Origin of the sequence: Pseudoalteromonas sp. SR43-2 (genome assembly GCF_014163885.1) — a bacterium.
In the GTDB taxonomy this organism is placed as follows: domain Bacteria; phylum Pseudomonadota; class Gammaproteobacteria; order Enterobacterales; family Alteromonadaceae; genus Pseudoalteromonas; species Pseudoalteromonas distincta.
Genome location: NZ_JACJED010000016.1, coordinates 42,256 through 57,337 on the forward strand (window position 1 = coordinate 42,256; position 15,082 = coordinate 57,337).

Annotated in this window: 15 protein-coding genes; 8 read left to right on the forward strand and 7 right to left on the reverse strand. The window is 37.9% G+C overall.

Annotated elements, in window-relative coordinates:
• Nucleotides 1-76 precede the first annotated feature (76 nt).
• Both ilvC and H5120_RS13860 read left to right on the forward strand, forming a co-directional pair.
• Nucleotides 77-1,549 carry a ketol-acid reductoisomerase gene (gene ilvC, locus H5120_RS13855; protein ID WP_004335714.1) on the forward strand — a complete coding sequence of 491 codons (1,473 nt, stop codon included), beginning with the start codon at nucleotides 77-79 and terminating at the stop codon, nucleotides 1,547-1,549.
• Nucleotides 1,550-1,741: 192 nt separating this feature from the next.
• Entirely contained in the window at nucleotides 1,742-3,661 is a 1,920-nt protein-coding gene (locus H5120_RS13860) for a methyl-accepting chemotaxis protein (RefSeq protein WP_182675070.1), read from the forward strand.
• A gap of 94 nt (nucleotides 3,662-3,755) precedes the next feature.
• Here H5120_RS13860 and H5120_RS13865 read toward each other — a convergent pair whose 3' ends face one another.
• Entirely contained in the window at nucleotides 3,756-4,085 is a 330-nt protein-coding gene (locus tag H5120_RS13865) for a GIY-YIG nuclease family protein (RefSeq protein ID WP_004335709.1), read from the reverse strand.
• Between the two features lie 107 nt (nucleotides 4,086-4,192).
• Here H5120_RS13865 and H5120_RS13870 point away from each other — a divergent pair, with 107 nt between their 5' ends.
• Nucleotides 4,193-4,552 (forward strand): outer membrane protein assembly factor BamE, encoded by a 360-nt coding sequence (locus tag H5120_RS13870; RefSeq protein WP_004335706.1) that lies wholly within the window; start codon nucleotides 4,193-4,195, stop codon nucleotides 4,550-4,552.
• A gap of 132 nt (nucleotides 4,553-4,684) precedes the next feature.
• On the opposite strand, the gene H5120_RS13875 is transcribed toward H5120_RS13870, so the two are convergent.
• A complete protein-coding gene (locus H5120_RS13875; protein ID WP_004335703.1) occupies nucleotides 4,685-5,008 on the reverse strand; it encodes an RnfH family protein in 324 nt (107 codons plus the stop codon).
• Complete coding sequence (locus tag H5120_RS13880) at nucleotides 5,005-5,445, reverse strand: type II toxin-antitoxin system RatA family toxin (protein WP_004335701.1); 441 nt, start codon at nucleotides 5,443-5,445, stop codon at nucleotides 5,005-5,007. The genes H5120_RS13875 and H5120_RS13880 overlap by 4 nt, the downstream gene beginning before the upstream one ends.
• 147 nt (nucleotides 5,446-5,592) lie before the next feature.
• Between H5120_RS13880 and smpB the strand changes: the two genes are divergently transcribed.
• On the forward strand, nucleotides 5,593-6,072 hold the full coding sequence (gene smpB / locus H5120_RS13885) for an SsrA-binding protein SmpB (protein ID WP_004335699.1): 480 nt from the start codon (nucleotides 5,593-5,595) through the stop codon (nucleotides 6,070-6,072).
• A 426-nt stretch (nucleotides 6,073-6,498) separates the two neighbouring features.
• The gene (locus tag H5120_RS13890; RefSeq protein ID WP_182672322.1) at nucleotides 6,499-9,090 is read left to right on the forward strand and encodes a TonB-dependent receptor; all 2,592 of its coding nucleotides are present in this window, start codon (nucleotides 6,499-6,501) and stop codon (nucleotides 9,088-9,090) included.
• Between the two features lie 87 nt (nucleotides 9,091-9,177).
• Here the strand turns inward: H5120_RS13890 and H5120_RS13895 are convergent, their stop codons facing one another.
• Together H5120_RS13895 and fadR are read right to left on the reverse strand one after the other, a co-directional pair.
• Nucleotides 9,178-9,783: a peroxiredoxin gene (locus H5120_RS13895; protein ID WP_007378637.1), complete on the reverse strand. Its 606-nt coding sequence runs from the start codon at nucleotides 9,781-9,783 to the stop codon at nucleotides 9,178-9,180.
• Nucleotides 9,784-10,145: 362 nt separating this feature from the next.
• Complete coding sequence (gene fadR / locus H5120_RS13900; RefSeq protein WP_182672321.1) at nucleotides 10,146-10,859, reverse strand: fatty acid metabolism transcriptional regulator FadR; 714 nt, start codon at nucleotides 10,857-10,859, stop codon at nucleotides 10,146-10,148.
• Nucleotides 10,860-11,386: 527 nt separating this feature from the next.
• On the opposite strand from fadR, the gene dsbB reads away from it, so the two are divergent.
• Nucleotides 11,387-11,905, forward strand: a complete 519-nt coding sequence (gene dsbB, locus H5120_RS13905) for a disulfide bond formation protein DsbB (protein ID WP_182675072.1) — start codon at nucleotides 11,387-11,389, stop codon at nucleotides 11,903-11,905.
• Nucleotide 11,906: 1 nt separating this feature from the next.
• Nucleotides 11,907-12,209, forward strand: a complete 303-nt coding sequence (locus H5120_RS13910; RefSeq protein ID WP_004335687.1) for a DUF6170 family protein — start codon at nucleotides 11,907-11,909, stop codon at nucleotides 12,207-12,209.
• A gap of 24 nt (nucleotides 12,210-12,233) precedes the next feature.
• Here the strand turns inward: H5120_RS13910 and H5120_RS13915 are convergent, their stop codons facing one another.
• The gene (locus H5120_RS13915) at nucleotides 12,234-12,530 is read right to left on the reverse strand and encodes a helix-hairpin-helix domain-containing protein (RefSeq protein WP_182675074.1); all 297 of its coding nucleotides are present in this window, start codon (nucleotides 12,528-12,530) and stop codon (nucleotides 12,234-12,236) included.
• A 315-nt stretch (nucleotides 12,531-12,845) separates the two neighbouring features.
• Between H5120_RS13915 and H5120_RS13920 the strand changes: the two genes are divergently transcribed.
• Nucleotides 12,846-13,163 (forward strand): YebG family protein, encoded by a 318-nt coding sequence (locus tag H5120_RS13920; protein WP_004335683.1) that lies wholly within the window; start codon nucleotides 12,846-12,848, stop codon nucleotides 13,161-13,163.
• A gap of 273 nt (nucleotides 13,164-13,436) precedes the next feature.
• Here H5120_RS13920 and putP read toward each other — a convergent pair whose 3' ends face one another.
• Nucleotides 13,437-14,915, reverse strand: a complete 1,479-nt coding sequence (putP, locus tag H5120_RS13925; RefSeq protein ID WP_182672319.1) for a sodium/proline symporter PutP — start codon at nucleotides 14,913-14,915, stop codon at nucleotides 13,437-13,439.
• Nucleotides 14,916-15,082: the final 167 nt, after the last annotated feature.

Below are 15,082 nucleotides of genomic sequence, written 5' to 3' on the forward strand. Positions count from 1 at the left end.
ACGATTTTACATATGGTGTTTGTAAGCGCAGTAAACATTGCGCATCTAACAAACATGACTTTATAGGACACTAACAATGGCGAATTATTTCAATACCTTACCTTTACGCGAGCAATTAGCGCAATTAGCGCAATGTGAATTTATGGACGCAGGCGAATTTGCCGATGGCGTTGATGCACTTAAAGGTAAAAAACTAGTTATTGTAGGCTGTGGCGCACAAGGTTTAAACCAAGGCTTAAACTTACGTGACTCTGGTTTAGATGTTTCTTACACATTACGCGCATCAGCTATTTCTGAGCGTCGCCAATCATTTTTGAACGCATCTGAAAACGGCTTTACTGTTGGCACTTACGAAGAACTAATCCCAACAGCTGATGTAGTACTTAATTTAACACCAGATAAGCAACATACTGCTGTAGTAAGTGCAATTATGCCGCTTATGAAAAAAGGCTCTACACTTGCCTACTCTCATGGCTTTAATATTGTTGAAGAAGGCATGCAAGTACGTGAAGACATTACTGTAATCATGGTTGCGCCTAAGTGTCCTGGTTCTGAAGTACGTGAAGAATACAAACGCGGTTTTGGTGTACCAACTCTAATTGCTGTTCACCCAGAAAATGACCCTCAAGGTCATGGTTTAGCACAAGCTAAAGCGTATGCAGCAGGGACTGGCGGACACCGTGCAGGTGTACTTAAATCATCATTTATTGCTGAAGTTAAGTCAGACCTAATGGGCGAGCAAACCATTTTATGTGGCATGTTACAAACTGGCTCTATTTTATGTTTTGATAAAATGATAGAAAAAGGCGTTGATGCGGGTTATGCATCAAAGCTAATTCAATACGGCTGGGAAGTAATTACCGAAGCACTTAAGTACGGCGGCGTTACAAACATGCTTGACCGCCTTTCAAATCCTGCAAAAGTAAAAGCGTTTGAACTAAGCGAAGAGCTAAAACTAATTATGCGCCCGCTTTATAATAAGCATCAAGATGACATCATCGACGGCACTTTTTCACGCACCATGATGGAAGACTGGAATAACGATGACGTAAACTTACTTAAATGGCGCGCTGAAACAGCAGAAACTAACTTTGAAAAGACTCCTGCTGGCGATGTAGAAATCTCAGAACAAGAATTCTTTGATAACGGTATTTTAATGGTAGCAATGGTAAAAGCAGGTGTTGAACTTGCTTTTGAAACCATGACAGCAGCAGGTATTATTGAAGAGTCAGCTTACTACGAGTCTTTACATGAAACGCCATTAATTGCTAATACAATTGCACGCAAAAAGCTTTTTGAAATGAACCGTACAATTTCTGACACTGCAGAGTATGGATGTTACCTATATAACCATGCATGTTTGCCATTACTTGCAGATTTTATGAAAAAAATTGATACAGATGTTATTGGTAAAGGCCTTGGCGAGCACAGTAACCAAGTTGATAACCAAACATTAATTCAAATTAACGCCGCCCTTCGTGAACACCCAGTTGAAAAAGTAGGTGCTAAATTACGTGGCTACATGTCAGCAATGAAAAAGATTGTTTAACCCTAAACGATAAATGTTTCGCTTGTTAGAAACCAAGCCCATATGCTTTGCTTATGGGCTTTTTTATGCATATTCATAAAACTTTAACCATAACACGCTACCTTCTATTCATTTCACAGTAGGCAATATCTAGCTCTAAATAAATAATGTGCTAGTATAGTCCTCTACTCAGTTGTAAAATTAATTAATATCATGACGATACAAAACCTTTCTATTACTCAAAAAATCACAGCTTTAGGCAGTGTTATTGCTATATGCGTAGCGGCACTGATTGGCTTGACCTCTTTATACAGCTCTAAAGACATAATTGAGCAACGTATGATCGAGTCAGAGCTACCTAGTAAACTGCAAACAATTAGTAATCATATAGGCGGTGAAATTAATGAGTTACTTGGTGCTGCTCAGCAACTATCATCAAACGAATTTGTTTTACAATGGGCTCAATCAAACAACCAAGACGATACATTACTATTAAAAGAATTAAATCGCGTTGCCCAGCAATACGATTTAGCCACAGCATCTTGGGCAAATAGAGACACTGCACAGTACTGGAACCAAAATGGTTTTTTGCGTGTGTTAAAAAATGATGCAGCCGATGGCTGGTTCTTTGCTTTTAAGCAATCAAAACAACCTTATTCTATCAGTATTTATCAAGAGTCAGCCAATGATGTGAAAATGTTTGTAAATCATCAGCAGGCTAATGGTACTGGTTTAGCAGGTCTTGCAAAAAGCATCACTGATATGCAAAAGCTATTACAGCAATTTAAAATTGAGCAAACAGGTTTTGTATTTATTGCAGATAAAAATGGATTAATTCAACTTCATAAAGATGCCAATAAAGTAGCAAAAGCAAATATTGACGATTTATATACTGCAAATATTCACAGCCAACTATTTAATAGTAATGGCTTTGCACTAGAAGAAATTAACTTAAATGGCGAACCTACTCTTATAGCTGCAACCCCAATTAAAAACACTGACTTATATGTTGTAGCTCAAGTACCAAAAAGTGAAGTATTCGCAAGTGTAAACACCCTACAATGGCAAATATTTACTTTTACAGTAATTACCGCGTTAGTTGCTAGCTTGATTAGTTACTTACTTGCTCGCTCTCTTTCGTCTCCACTTTCTAAAATGGCTGAGTTATTTTCACGCTTAGGCTCTGGCGATGCAAATTTAGCGTACCGCTTACCAGAATCAAGCCAACCAGAGCTCAACAATCTAAGTAATGGCTTTAACCAGTTTATAAATAAAATAGAAACAGCGATTACTCAAGTTGCCAGTGAAAGCCACGATATTCGCCAAAGTTCTGATCATGTATTTGAACAGGCAAAACGAAACTCGCAAGCAATTGATAATCAAAAAGAGCAAACAATATCTGTCGCAGCAGCTATCAACGAAATGGGCGCTACAGTGCAAGAAATAGCACAAAGCGCAGCGAATACAGCTAAGTTAACCGATAACAGCCGTGAGAACACCATTCAAAGCCACAAACAAGTATTACAAAGCCAGGCAACTATCTCAGCCCTAGCTAGCGATATTGATGGCATAACAGAGCAAGTTACTTTGCTTTCTAAAAAAACGGTTGATATAGCAAGTATTGTGGATTCAATTAGAGGGATATCGGATCAGACTAATCTACTTGCTTTAAACGCGGCAATTGAATCCGCTCGCGCAGGTGAGCACGGCCGAGGCTTTGCTGTTGTTGCTGATGAAGTACGCGCTCTGGCAAACCGTACATCGCAATCAACCACCGAAATTCAGTCTATGATTGAAGAGCTTACAAGAATATCTGATGATGTAGTTAACGATATTAGCCAATCAAAAGATAAAGCGCAGCAAAGCGTTGGAGCCATGCAAAGCTCAGTAGAATTACTCGATGCGATAGCCGAAACAGCTAATCAAATAAACGATATGGCTACGCTTATTGCAACTGCAACTGAGCAGCAAAGTAATGTGGTTGCTGATGTAGGTCGTAACATAGAGCAAATAAGTGAAATTAGCGATAAAGCAATGAGCGAGCAAATCAATACAGAGCAAGCTATTAGTGACTTGGCAAACAGCGCTCAAACACTCGATGCACTTGTCGCTACCTTTGAAAAACATCGCTAAGCAGCTATAACTGCTATATTTCCTTTGTGAGCAAAAGCTATATTAAAAGCTAGCTTTTGCCCACAGCGAATACGGTTTAATCTAAGTAAATTAACTAAATAATTTTAGTGTCGCCGGTATTAAATGCTAAAACGTATGCTTCTTTTTTGGCTCTAGAAAGCTTTTTTAATTGATACTCAAGTTTACTTGCTTCACTTTTATTACCAACTTGTTGTTGATGGATAAGTAAAAGCGGCCCTTTCCCTCTAAGGTTTTTGGCCCCTTTGCCGGCTTGATGAGTTGCAAAGCGTTTTTCAACATTAGTCGTGATCCCTGTGTACCAATGACCAAATCGTGTCTCAACTATATATAAAAACCAAGTAGACTCCGTTTTTAAAATATTCGTTTCGATGTGCTGTAAACTTTTTTCATTATTAATGGTCAAAACATTACCTTAACGCCCTTAACATAAAACAATTGCTTAAAAGGGTTTTACCTTCAGTGACTAATCGGTATCATGCAGATTATAAAAAATAAGGATCACAACTAACAATGCAGTCGTTAAAAACTTTTTCTCTTTGGCTTATCGTTGCTTTAACACTTAGCTCAGCAGCAGGTTGCTCTAGCTGGGTATACCGAATTAACATCCCCCAAGGCAACTTTTTAGAGCAATCGGATGTTGAAAAACTTCGTGTAAATATGACTCGAGAGCAAGTTGTTTACGTACTAGGCAGACCTATTGCTGAGGACGCCTTTGATAACAATACTTGGCGTTATATTTACAGCTTTAATAAGGGCCGTAAAAACGAGCAAAATAAAGAGTTAGTAATTAACTTTGAAAATGAAAAGTTAGTTTCAATCTCAGGTGATTATGACCAACCTGAAAACTTTACTACACCGCTCGAGCAATAAATTTCTCAAGTGGTAAAAAAAGGTGAGCATGGCTCACCTTTTTTATTGGTTTATTTAAAAGCTTTTACCATTTTAAACAACGTTAGCGTGTGATTTAATCCGTTAAATTTTCCACGTTTATACCGATCTTCGTTACTTTTCGAGTGGGCGGCCACCTGTTATTTTATTTGCACGCCCCTCTTCTTTAGCTTTTTCTGCACGCTTTCTACGCGCATCTTTAGGGTCTGCAATTAATGGACGATATATTTCTATACGGTCACCGTCTTTTAACTCATAGTTAGCTTTTACAGTTCGATTCCACACACCTAACGTTAGCGATGTAGCATCTATCTCAGGGCACTTTTGTATAATACCTGACTGAATAACAGCTTGCTCGACTGTAGTCCCTTGTGGCACTTCAATTGATAAACACGTGGCCGTGGTTGGTAACGCAAATACCACCTCAACATTAATCATGCTCTCGCTCCATAAACCTGTTTTGCACGTTGAGTAAATGCACTCACCATATTTTTTGCAACATCGTTAAAAATCTTACCAAAGGCAAGCTCTATTAACTTACTTGAAAATTCAAATTCTAGTTGCAAGTGAACTTTACATGCTTTGGCGTCAAGCTCTTGAAAGTGCCAGCGCCCTTTTAACGTCTTAAATGGTCCATCAACAAGGCTTAGCAACACGGTTTGCTCATCAACAAAGGTGTTTTCGGTGGTAAACCACTTTTTTATACCCGCCTTGGATATTTCTAAACTCGCGGTCATGTTATTATCATGCTGTGAAACAATTTTTGAGTCTGAGCAATTTGGTAAAAACTGCGAATAAGCTTCTACATCATTAACTAGATCAAACATCTCTTTAGTGCTGTACATAACCAGCGCACTTTTTTCTATTTGTGGCATACTCACTCCCAACTGTGTGGGCGAATTTTAGCAAGCTTTGCGCGTTTCCCCAAATTTTCATGCTGCTTAAATTAAAGCTTAATTTTTAAAAGCATTATTAAAAAAATCGATGTAAAACATCTCACATTACGTATATTATAGGGCACTATGGCTAAGAAAAATTCATCAAAATCGACAAGTAATACCATCGCGCTAAACAAAAAAGCGCGACATGAGTATTTTTTACACGATAAGTTTGAAGCAGGTGTTGAACTACAAGGCTGGGAAGTAAAAAGTATCCGAGCAGGTAAGGTAAACATCACCGAAACTTATATTCATCTTAAAAATGGCGAAGCATTCTTGCTTGGCGCGCAAATCCAGCCACTTAATAGTGCATCAACCCATGTAATTTGCGATCCGTTGCGTTATCGTAAGTTACTATTAAGCAGACGCGAACTTGACCGTCTACTCGGTGCAACAGAGCGAGATGGCTATTCATTAATAGCTACAGCTATGTACTGGAAAAAATGTTGGGTGAAACTTGAATTTCATCTAGCAAAAGGTAAAAAGTTGCACGATAAACGTGACGACGGGAAAAATAAAGATTGGTCTCGCGAAAAAGAACGTTTAATGAAACACAAAGTATAAGCACAGCGCCTAACTAACAAGTTAGGCGTTTTTTTTATTAAAAAGCCAACTATTATTTGTTTTATTAATATACAATAAGATTACTATTCATTCAGAATATACATGTAAATAATTTATTACAATTTTATTGTGAATTAATTAATTTAATTATTACTCGCATTTAGGCTGTATTTGTTATTTCCAAAATAAAGCATGTGCGCCTATTTCAACCTCCTTCAGCGCATAACATCTGCTTTAAAATCATCCAAAAACATACAAAAAACCATACTAAAATCACATTTCAGTCTAATTGCTAACACTTAAGTTACATGATATTAATGTCGTCGCTTGTTATATCAATCCGCTTAAATATGGGATTTATTTAACAATTTAAAAAGGATTGGTATAGAGCAACTAAATTTATAACATATCAACAAGGACTTAAGGATGAAGCAATCAACTGCATTTACACCTAGCTTAATTGCAGGTGCTACAATCGCACTTTCAGCAGGTTTTACAACAACAACTTACGCTGCTGAAGAAGCTAAAAAAGTAGAGCGCATTGAAGTAACTGGCTCACGAATCAAACGTTCAGATATCGAAGGACCTTCTCCGGTTCAATCAATCGCAAGAGCTGATATTGAGAACATGGGTTATGACAACCTACAACAACTCCTCGAAAGAATGCCTGTCGCGGGTAGCGGTACTTTCTCAACACGTGGTAACAACCAAGATTCAACTGCAAATGGTTCTGCTGCTGTTAGTTTACGTGGCTTAGGTGCTGATGCTACGCTCGTACTAATCAATGGCCGTCGTGTATCTATTAGTGCATTTGCCGAAGGTATCACAAACTCATTTGTAGATATTAACAGTATCCCAGTTTCTGCCATTGAGCGAATCGATATACTAAAAGATGGTGCTTCAGCTATCTACGGCTCAGACGCAGTGGCGGGTGTTGTAAACGTTATCTTGAAAAAAGACATTGACGGTGTTGAAGTTAATTTGGGCTACGGTGGTACTGATGGTCCAAATTATGAAGAAACAACAGCAAGTTTAGTATGGGGTACTACTAGCGAGAAAAGTAGCGCGTCAGTTATTATCGATTACTTCAAAAATACATCTCTTTCTTCTGATGAAATGGGCAGCTTAGGTACAGCAAATCAATCACCTTATGGTGGTGAAGATTTTCGCTCATCTCGTGGCTTCCCTGGATATTTTTATGTAGACGGTGTTAAAACAATTGATCCGGCTTGTCCTGCTGAAAATGCAACTTCAAGTGGCAGTTGTTTATTTGATTACGGCCCTTACGGTTATATCGCACCAGCGTCTGAACGCGTGGGTGCTATTTCTCAATTTGAATATAACTTTGATAATGGCATTACGGGCTTTTTAGAAATGGCAGTACAGCACAATACGTCTGTTGCGGCCGGAGCCCCTACCCCACTTGATGAAGATGCAGGCTTAACTGTCCCAGCTAGCCACCCTAACAATCCATTTGGTGAAGACATTCAAATTGGTCGTTACCGTACAGTTGATGCTGGCGCACGCCAATGGGATATTGAATCAGATACTCTTCGCTTTGTTGCAGGGCTTAGAGGTGAGTTTAATGATTGGAGTTGGGAAACCGCTGTACAAAAAGGCCGAAGTAAATCTCTGCAAACAGGTGATAGAACACAAGGTTGGGTGCGTACTGATTTCTTACAACAAGAAATTGATGCAGGAAACTACAATCCATTTGGTGGCACATACAACGACCCTGCTGTAATTAATCGTATTACAACAAGCTTAGTGCGTCGTGGTGAGTCTCACATGACTTCCTTTGATGCAAACATTACAGGCGAAGCATTTAGTTTTGGCGATGATGTAGTAATGATGGCTGCAGGTATTGAGTACCGTGAAGAAGACGTTAATGACATTCCTGATGATCAATTTCAACGTGGTTTAATATTTGGCACAGAGTCTGTATCTGCATCTGCAGATCGTGAACAATACGCTGCCTATGTCGAGTTTTCTATCCCTCTTGCTGATAATTTAGAGCTACAACTTGCTGGCCGTTACGATGACTACAGTGACTTCGGTACAACAACAAACCCTAAAGTAGCTCTTCGCTGGGCGCCTACTGATGAAATCACAGTGCGTGGCTCTTGGGCACAAGGCTTTAGAGCGCCTTCTTTGGCACAAGTTGGTTTAGGTCCATCTCAAGAAAGCCAATTCTTTGTAGATACATACCGATGTGAAGCAACAGGCCTTGATTGTGATGCACTTGATTACAACATTGAATTTGCTGGTAACCCTGACCTTGAAGCTGAAGAATCAGAATCATGGAATGTCGGCTTTATTTGGGCGCCTTCTGCTGAGTTTGGTTTAAGTGTCGATGTGTGGAGCATCACTCAAGATAACAAAATTGATGAGCAAGAGTTTGGTCCAATTTATAACTCTGAGTGTAATAACCAAGATAGTACTGTATGTGTACGCTTAACACCTACAGGTGGCGATAGCTTAGGAACAATTCAAAAAATTTACAGCACATTTGAAAACGTTTCTTCGCAAGAAGTATCTGGGGTTGATGTTTCAGCTAACTACAATCACTCACTTGATGACTTAGGTTTATTGAAATTTAATTTAGAATGGGCATACCAAGATAAATTTGAAAAAGATGGCCGCGATTACACCGGTGAGTATGGCTATCCAGAGCACCGCTGGATTTTCTCTACAAACTGGGAAATTGGCGAGTTTAATACAAACGTAAACATCAGTTATGTAGGTGAGTTTGAAGATACCCCAGATATTGATTTTGACGGTAATTTAGACTTTGATAGCAATACATCACGTATGGTTGATTCGCAAACACTGGTAGATTTACAAACATCTTATCGTGTTACTGACTCAACTAAAGTATCGCTAGGTGTAAATAACTTATTTGATGAAGAGCCACCATTTGCAATTGGTGATGGCGACGCTGATCTATACGGTTATGCTTCAGGTGTACACAACCCTAGAGGCCGATACTTTTATACTAAAGTTAGTTTCTCGTTTTAACTTTGCGAGCTTATTTTAAAGTGAGCTAACGCTACAAATAAAAAAACCGCCAATTGGCGGTTTTTTTATTTAAAACTAAGGGCTAAATTATAGCTCGCCTTCGTTTTCAGATAAGAACTTAGCAACGCCTTCAGGGCTTGCGTCCATACCTTTTTTACCTTCAGTCCAACCAGCAGGACATACTTCACCGTGCTCAGTGTGGAACGCTAGCGCGTCAACCATGCGAAGCATTTCGTCGATGTTACGACCTAGTGGTAAATCGTTCACTACTTGGTGACGTACGTTACCTTCTTCATCAATTAAGAAAGAACCACGGAACGCAACACCCGCTTCTGGATGCTCAACGTCGTATGCTTTACAAATTTCGTGTTTAACGTCTGCAACTAGTGCGTATTGAACTTTACCAATACCGCCGTCTGCTACAGCAGTGTTACGCCATGCGTTATGTGAGAATTGTGAATCGATAGAAACACCAATTACTTCTACGCCACGCTTTTGAAACTCTTCAAAACGCTTATCAAATGCAATAAGTTCAGAAGGACATACAAACGTGAAATCTAGTGGGTAAAAGAAGATAACTGCTTTTTTACCTTTAATTGTTTCATGAAGGTTATAGCTATCTACAATTTCACCGTTACCAAGAACAGCTGCAGCGGTAAAGTCTGGTGCCTGGCGGCCTACTAATACACCCATTTTATTCTCCAAATATTTTGAGTTTGTTTTCAATTGCTTTCGCAATGCTGGTACTTATATGGGCGCTAAAAATTAAAAACCAATAGCGCATACATATAATTAATTGGCATTCTAAAGTTATTCACTGCAAAAGAACAATCGCATTTAACGATGTGAGCAATCGAAAATAACGAACACTTGCAACTTGCGCTAATATGCTTAAATAATAGGTCTAATTTAAAGTGTAAGTTGCGTTGTAACTAAGTAGAAATTTTAAAAATATCGAAGTGGTTTATACATTAAACTTTTTAGAATTTCATATACGGTGGCGCTAAATTTTACAGATATAAAAAAACCTGCAAATGCAGGTTTCTCGCTTAGACTTAGTCCATTATATCTGAGGGCATATCACCACGGATTTTTTGCCAAATCTCACCCGTTTGATGACCATATTTACGCATCATAGAAATAGCACCATCATGCTCTTTCTTTTCTGCCAAAATGGTTAAATCTTTATAAAACTGACGAGCAAGTTCACGAGTTCCGGCATCAGAGAAGTAATGACAACCAATCTTTGAATAAAAACCTCTAAAGCCGTTAAGTATTAATACATAAATACGGTTATTACCCGCAACGGCTAATTCGTGATGCACTTTATAATCATAGTCAGCAAATGCTTGAGCGGTGTCTTCTAGCTCATTGCTTTGTGATAAAATTTCAATCACGCGTTCAGGATTTAACTTAATTGCAGCACGTGTATAAATAGCACTAATATTAGTACGTGCAGATAAAAGCTGATCTGTCAGCTCTGGCATCTTGTCTTCATCTAAGCGCGCTAATGTTTCAAGAATGTTTAAGCCAGACGTTTCCCAAAAGTTATTTACTTTTGTAGGTTTACCATGCTGAATTGTTAGCCAACCATCACGCGCTAAACGCTGTAATACTTCTCTCAAGGTTGTTCTTGTAACACCAATTAACTCTGAAAGTTCTCGCTCGGCAGGTAAAATTGAACCTGGAGGGAAATCGCCGTTCCAAATGGACTCAACTATATATTCTTCAGCAAATCCTGCTGGGCTTTTCGCTTTAAAAATTCTCATCCAGTTCCCACTCGAATTAATCAACACTCATCGTTTTACACGAATAACTGACTGATTGTACCAGACGAAGCACAACTAACAAGTAAAGTAATATATTAATAAAGCAAATGGGTAGAAATTTAAAATTAATAAATAATTAAATTTGGGTTTCTCTAATTTAGCTACAATTCATGAATATCTAGAGTAATATTCATTGTAGGTACATTGTTATTATGGAGATATTTTTATTTACGCAGCGCCTGAGCTTAATTAACTTATCCCGCACTTGCCATAAGAAAAAGTAAAAAAAGTGCAACCATAAAAAATTCTTTAGATGATGCATCACCTTAGTATAAGTAAGCAATATAGCTGAGCTTATGTATCGATGGGGAAATAATAGAACGTCATTTAACCTTTGCTAAGGCTGAATTGAGTAGTCATTAATTTCATCTTATAAAAAGCGACTTCGGTAGCTTTTTTTTCCTTTTTGTTGCTGCATACTTTATCCTACGTCATAATCTAACGTCCTATTAAAACGCGGAATTTTTATGAACTGGCTTGCACAATTACCTACCCAACGAACCCCGTGGCTTTTATTTACAGCTATCGTTTTTTTACTTGAAGTTACCGCTCTTTTCTTTCAATACAAAATGGGGTTAGCGCCTTGCATAATGTGTATATATCAACGCACTGCAGTATTGAGTTTATTAGGCGCAGGGATTGTAGGCTCGAGTAAACCACAAAGTAAAACTGTGCGTATGATAGCGTATGCTATTTGGGGGATATCGAGTGTTTGGGGATACTTAATTGCTCGCGAACATATTGATATGCAAACCACCACAGACCCTTTTGCATTTAGCTGTGAGTTTGAACCAAATTTCCCATCATTTATGCCACTACATGAATGGATACCTAGCTTTTTTCAAGCTACCGGAGATTGTGGAAATATAGATTGGCAGTTTGTTGGCATGAGCATGCCTGCTTGGATGGAAGTGATATTTGGGATTTTCTCACTAACGCTATTTATTATAATTATTGCCCGTTTATTAATTAAAAAGTCGATTTGATATGTTTACATTTTTTTCAAGCCAATTAGCCCAGCTTAAGCATTTAAAAGTACGCCAGCGTCAAGACGTAATTGCGCTTGCATTAAGTAAGCTATCGCCAACTGATAAAGTTCTATTGCGTATTATAAAACTGCTATTACTTAGCCCACTATTTTTAATATTCACTGTATTTAAAGGTTGGATATTAATACCATTTTTGATACTTGGCGGATTGTGCTATCCACTATTAACTACACCTATTGAGATTAACTTTGCTAAAAAGCACTTAAGCGATGCGCTAAAACAATTTAATCAGGGCGCCTAGCACCCTGATTACTATTTAGAAATATTAAAGTGAAAGTTTCCCCTCTAATTTAGCTAAAAGTTTTTTGCCAACCCCTTTAACTTGCGATAAATCACTAACGCTTTTAAATTCGCCATTTTCTTCGCGATAATCCACAATTGCCTGCGCTTTTTTCTTACCTATACCAGGTAACTTAGCAAGCATCTCTGCATCAGCATTATTTATACTAATTGTCTCAGCTTGAGGCATTTGCTTAGTTACTTCTGATAATTGTGCATACGCGGTAGTCGCGGGTAGTAAACATAATAAACTTATGATGAGTAAATTTTTTAACGTTTTCATTAAACTTGCCCTTATTCTTCTTTTCTTAATTTTGAGTATTGCTCAGGAAATCAATAAATAAGGAACTGTAAAGTTCATCACTTAAAGTGTACCTAAACGCATTATCACTAAGATCCGAAATCCTGAAAATGCAGCTGGTACAACAAAGTGATTGCTTAACTAAAGTAAAGTTACCGTTTTTTGTCAAATTTAAGACACCTAAAAATTAATACTTCGCGCTTGCAAATTTACTTACAAACCATTACTGTACATAAAAACAGTAATCTAATGGTTTTTTAAAAAACCACGGTGCCAAGCAATTTTGCAGGAGAAATCATGGCTGTTGTTGTTAAATATGTTGTAGAACGAAACGGAGTCGAGCGTATGACGTTTACTACCAAAAAAGAAGCTGATGCTTATGACAAGATGCTCGATATAGCAGAATCACTTGAGCTGATGCTAGAAAAGGTAGACGTACCGCTTAGTGAGCAACAAATTGAATCACTTGCTTTAGAAATAGCGAAAAGCAAAGATGATTTTATGACCATATTGAAAGGTGGCAAAGATCCAGCTGTTACCAAAGCGCCAGCAAAAAGTAAAAAGTCAGATAACGTTGCATCAATTGAAGATAACAACGATAAAAAAGTAAGTTAATTCATAGAATGTTCCCTCCTCGAACGGGACAAACTAAATAAAAAAGGGAGCAACTAAGTTGCTCCCTTTTTTATTATACCAATTCGCTTAATTAAGTGATCTCTTTGAGGGTGGAAAAACGTGTTGATAGCTAGGCAAAAATTCGATATTTAGTTGTACTAAATGAGAATTTTTTAACGCCGGTAGCAACACGTTTAGCCCCGCAAAATGATTAAGTATTATTGCGGATTGGTATTAATTACTACTCACTTTAAAATAAGTAGTAATTGCTAATTAAAGCTCTTTTTCTACTTCATCAAATAAAGCAGTGATGTTTTGCTCTGGCTCTTTTGTTACTAAGCTAACAACAATAATTGCAATACTCGCTAAAATAAAGCCCGGTACTATTTCGTACATAAAGCTACTTAAGCTTTCACCATTGATAGTAAATGGTCCATATATCCAAATTAGCACAGTAAGTGCGCCTACTAACATACCAGCTAACGCACCTGCAAAGTTCATGCGTTTCCAATAAAGGCTGAACAATACAAGAGGTCCAAACGCAGCACCAAAGCCAGCCCACGCATTACTTACTAGGTCTAAAATAGAGCTATCTCTATCGTAAGCTAAATAAATAGCGAACATAGCAACTACGGCAACACTAATACGGCCAACAGCAACTAGCTCTTTATCACTGGCATCTTTACGTAAGAATGTTTTATAGAAATCTTCTGTTAATGAACTTGAACTAACCAATAATTGAGATGAGATAGTACTCATAATCGCAGCCAAAATTGCAGCAAGTAAAAAGCCAGCAATAAGTGGGTGGAACAGCAACTCAGAAAGAATTAAGAAAATTGTTTCAGGGTCTTCAACTACAATGTTGTTCTCATAAGTATAAGCTGCACCAAATATACCAGTACCAACAGCACCAATGGCAGCAACAATCATCCATGTCATACCAATACGGCGTGCTTTAGGCATATCTTTAACACTACGTACCGACATAAAACGAACAATGATATGTGGTTGGCCAAAATAACCTAAACCCCAGGCCATTGCAGAAATAATACCTAATGCAGAACCTGCACCAATCCAATTAAGCATATCTGGATTTACGCTATGTAAAGTTGATTCTAAAGGTTGTTCAAGCAAAGAGTATGCAACCGTTGGTACTAGAATAAGTGCAATGAACATAATACAACCTTGCACAAAGTCAGTTAAGCTTACAGCTAAAAAACCACCAAACAAGGTATATAAAACAACTACGCCCGTTGTAATGTATAAACCCATTTCATAAGTTAAACCAAATGAACTTTCAAACAATTTACCACCAGCGACAACACCAGATGAAGTATAAAGAGTAAAGAAAACAATAATTACCACAGCTGATACAACACGTAATAAATTAGATTTATCATTGAAGCGATTTGAAAAATAATCTGGGATTGTTATAGAGTCGTTTGCTTTTTCAGTGTAAACACGTAATCTCGGTGCAACTAACAGATAGTTTAACCAAGCACCAATCACCAAGCCAATTGCTATCCATGTACTACTAAAACCAGTAACAAACATCGCACCAGGTAGGCCCATTAAAATCCAGCCACTCATATCAGATGCACCTGCAGACAGTGCAGCTACACTTGGAGATAGATTTCGTCCACCTAACATGTAACCAGATACATCGTCAGTAGATTGCTTATATGCATATAGTCCGATACCTAACATTACAATAAAATATAATGCTAGTGAAATAATCATTCCTGTTTCCAAATTAGCCTCCGCATAATTATTAATAATAGGCTTTAATCCAAATAATGACTCTTAAAATTTTATAGTTAAGACACTATTGGGGTAAAAACCATTCTCGCTGACTATATCATGCTTGATAATAAAATCTCCAACTTGTTGCCCTCACCTGATACAAAAATACTCATGTT

Excerpts from the sequence above, each read along its gene's own strand:
- ilvC (WP_004335714.1), top strand. The coding sequence starts at position 77 with ATGGCGAATTATTTCAATACCTTACCTTTACGCGAGCAATTAGCGCAA.
- H5120_RS13860 (WP_182675070.1), top strand. The coding sequence starts at position 1,742 with ATGACGATACAAAACCTTTCTATTACTCAAAAAATCACAGCTTTAGGC.
- H5120_RS13870 (WP_004335706.1), top strand. The coding sequence starts at position 4,193 with ATGCAGTCGTTAAAAACTTTTTCTCTTTGGCTTATCGTTGCTTTAACA.
- H5120_RS13875 (WP_004335703.1), bottom strand. The coding sequence starts at position 5,008 with ATGATTAATGTTGAGGTGGTATTTGCGTTACCAACCACGGCCACGTGT.
- H5120_RS13880 (WP_004335701.1), bottom strand. The coding sequence starts at position 5,445 with ATGCCACAAATAGAAAAAAGTGCGCTGGTTATGTACAGCACTAAAGAG.
- smpB (WP_004335699.1), top strand. The coding sequence starts at position 5,593 with ATGGCTAAGAAAAATTCATCAAAATCGACAAGTAATACCATCGCGCTA.
- H5120_RS13890 (WP_182672322.1), top strand. The coding sequence starts at position 6,499 with ATGAAGCAATCAACTGCATTTACACCTAGCTTAATTGCAGGTGCTACA.
- H5120_RS13895 (WP_007378637.1), bottom strand. The coding sequence starts at position 9,783 with ATGGGTGTATTAGTAGGCCGCCAGGCACCAGACTTTACCGCTGCAGCT.
- fadR (WP_182672321.1), bottom strand. The coding sequence starts at position 10,859 with ATGAGAATTTTTAAAGCGAAAAGCCCAGCAGGATTTGCTGAAGAATAT.
- dsbB (WP_182675072.1), top strand. The coding sequence starts at position 11,387 with ATGAACTGGCTTGCACAATTACCTACCCAACGAACCCCGTGGCTTTTA.
- H5120_RS13910 (WP_004335687.1), top strand. The coding sequence starts at position 11,907 with ATGTTTACATTTTTTTCAAGCCAATTAGCCCAGCTTAAGCATTTAAAA.
- H5120_RS13915 (WP_182675074.1), bottom strand. The coding sequence starts at position 12,530 with ATGAAAACGTTAAAAAATTTACTCATCATAAGTTTATTATGTTTACTA.
- H5120_RS13920 (WP_004335683.1), top strand. The coding sequence starts at position 12,846 with ATGGCTGTTGTTGTTAAATATGTTGTAGAACGAAACGGAGTCGAGCGT.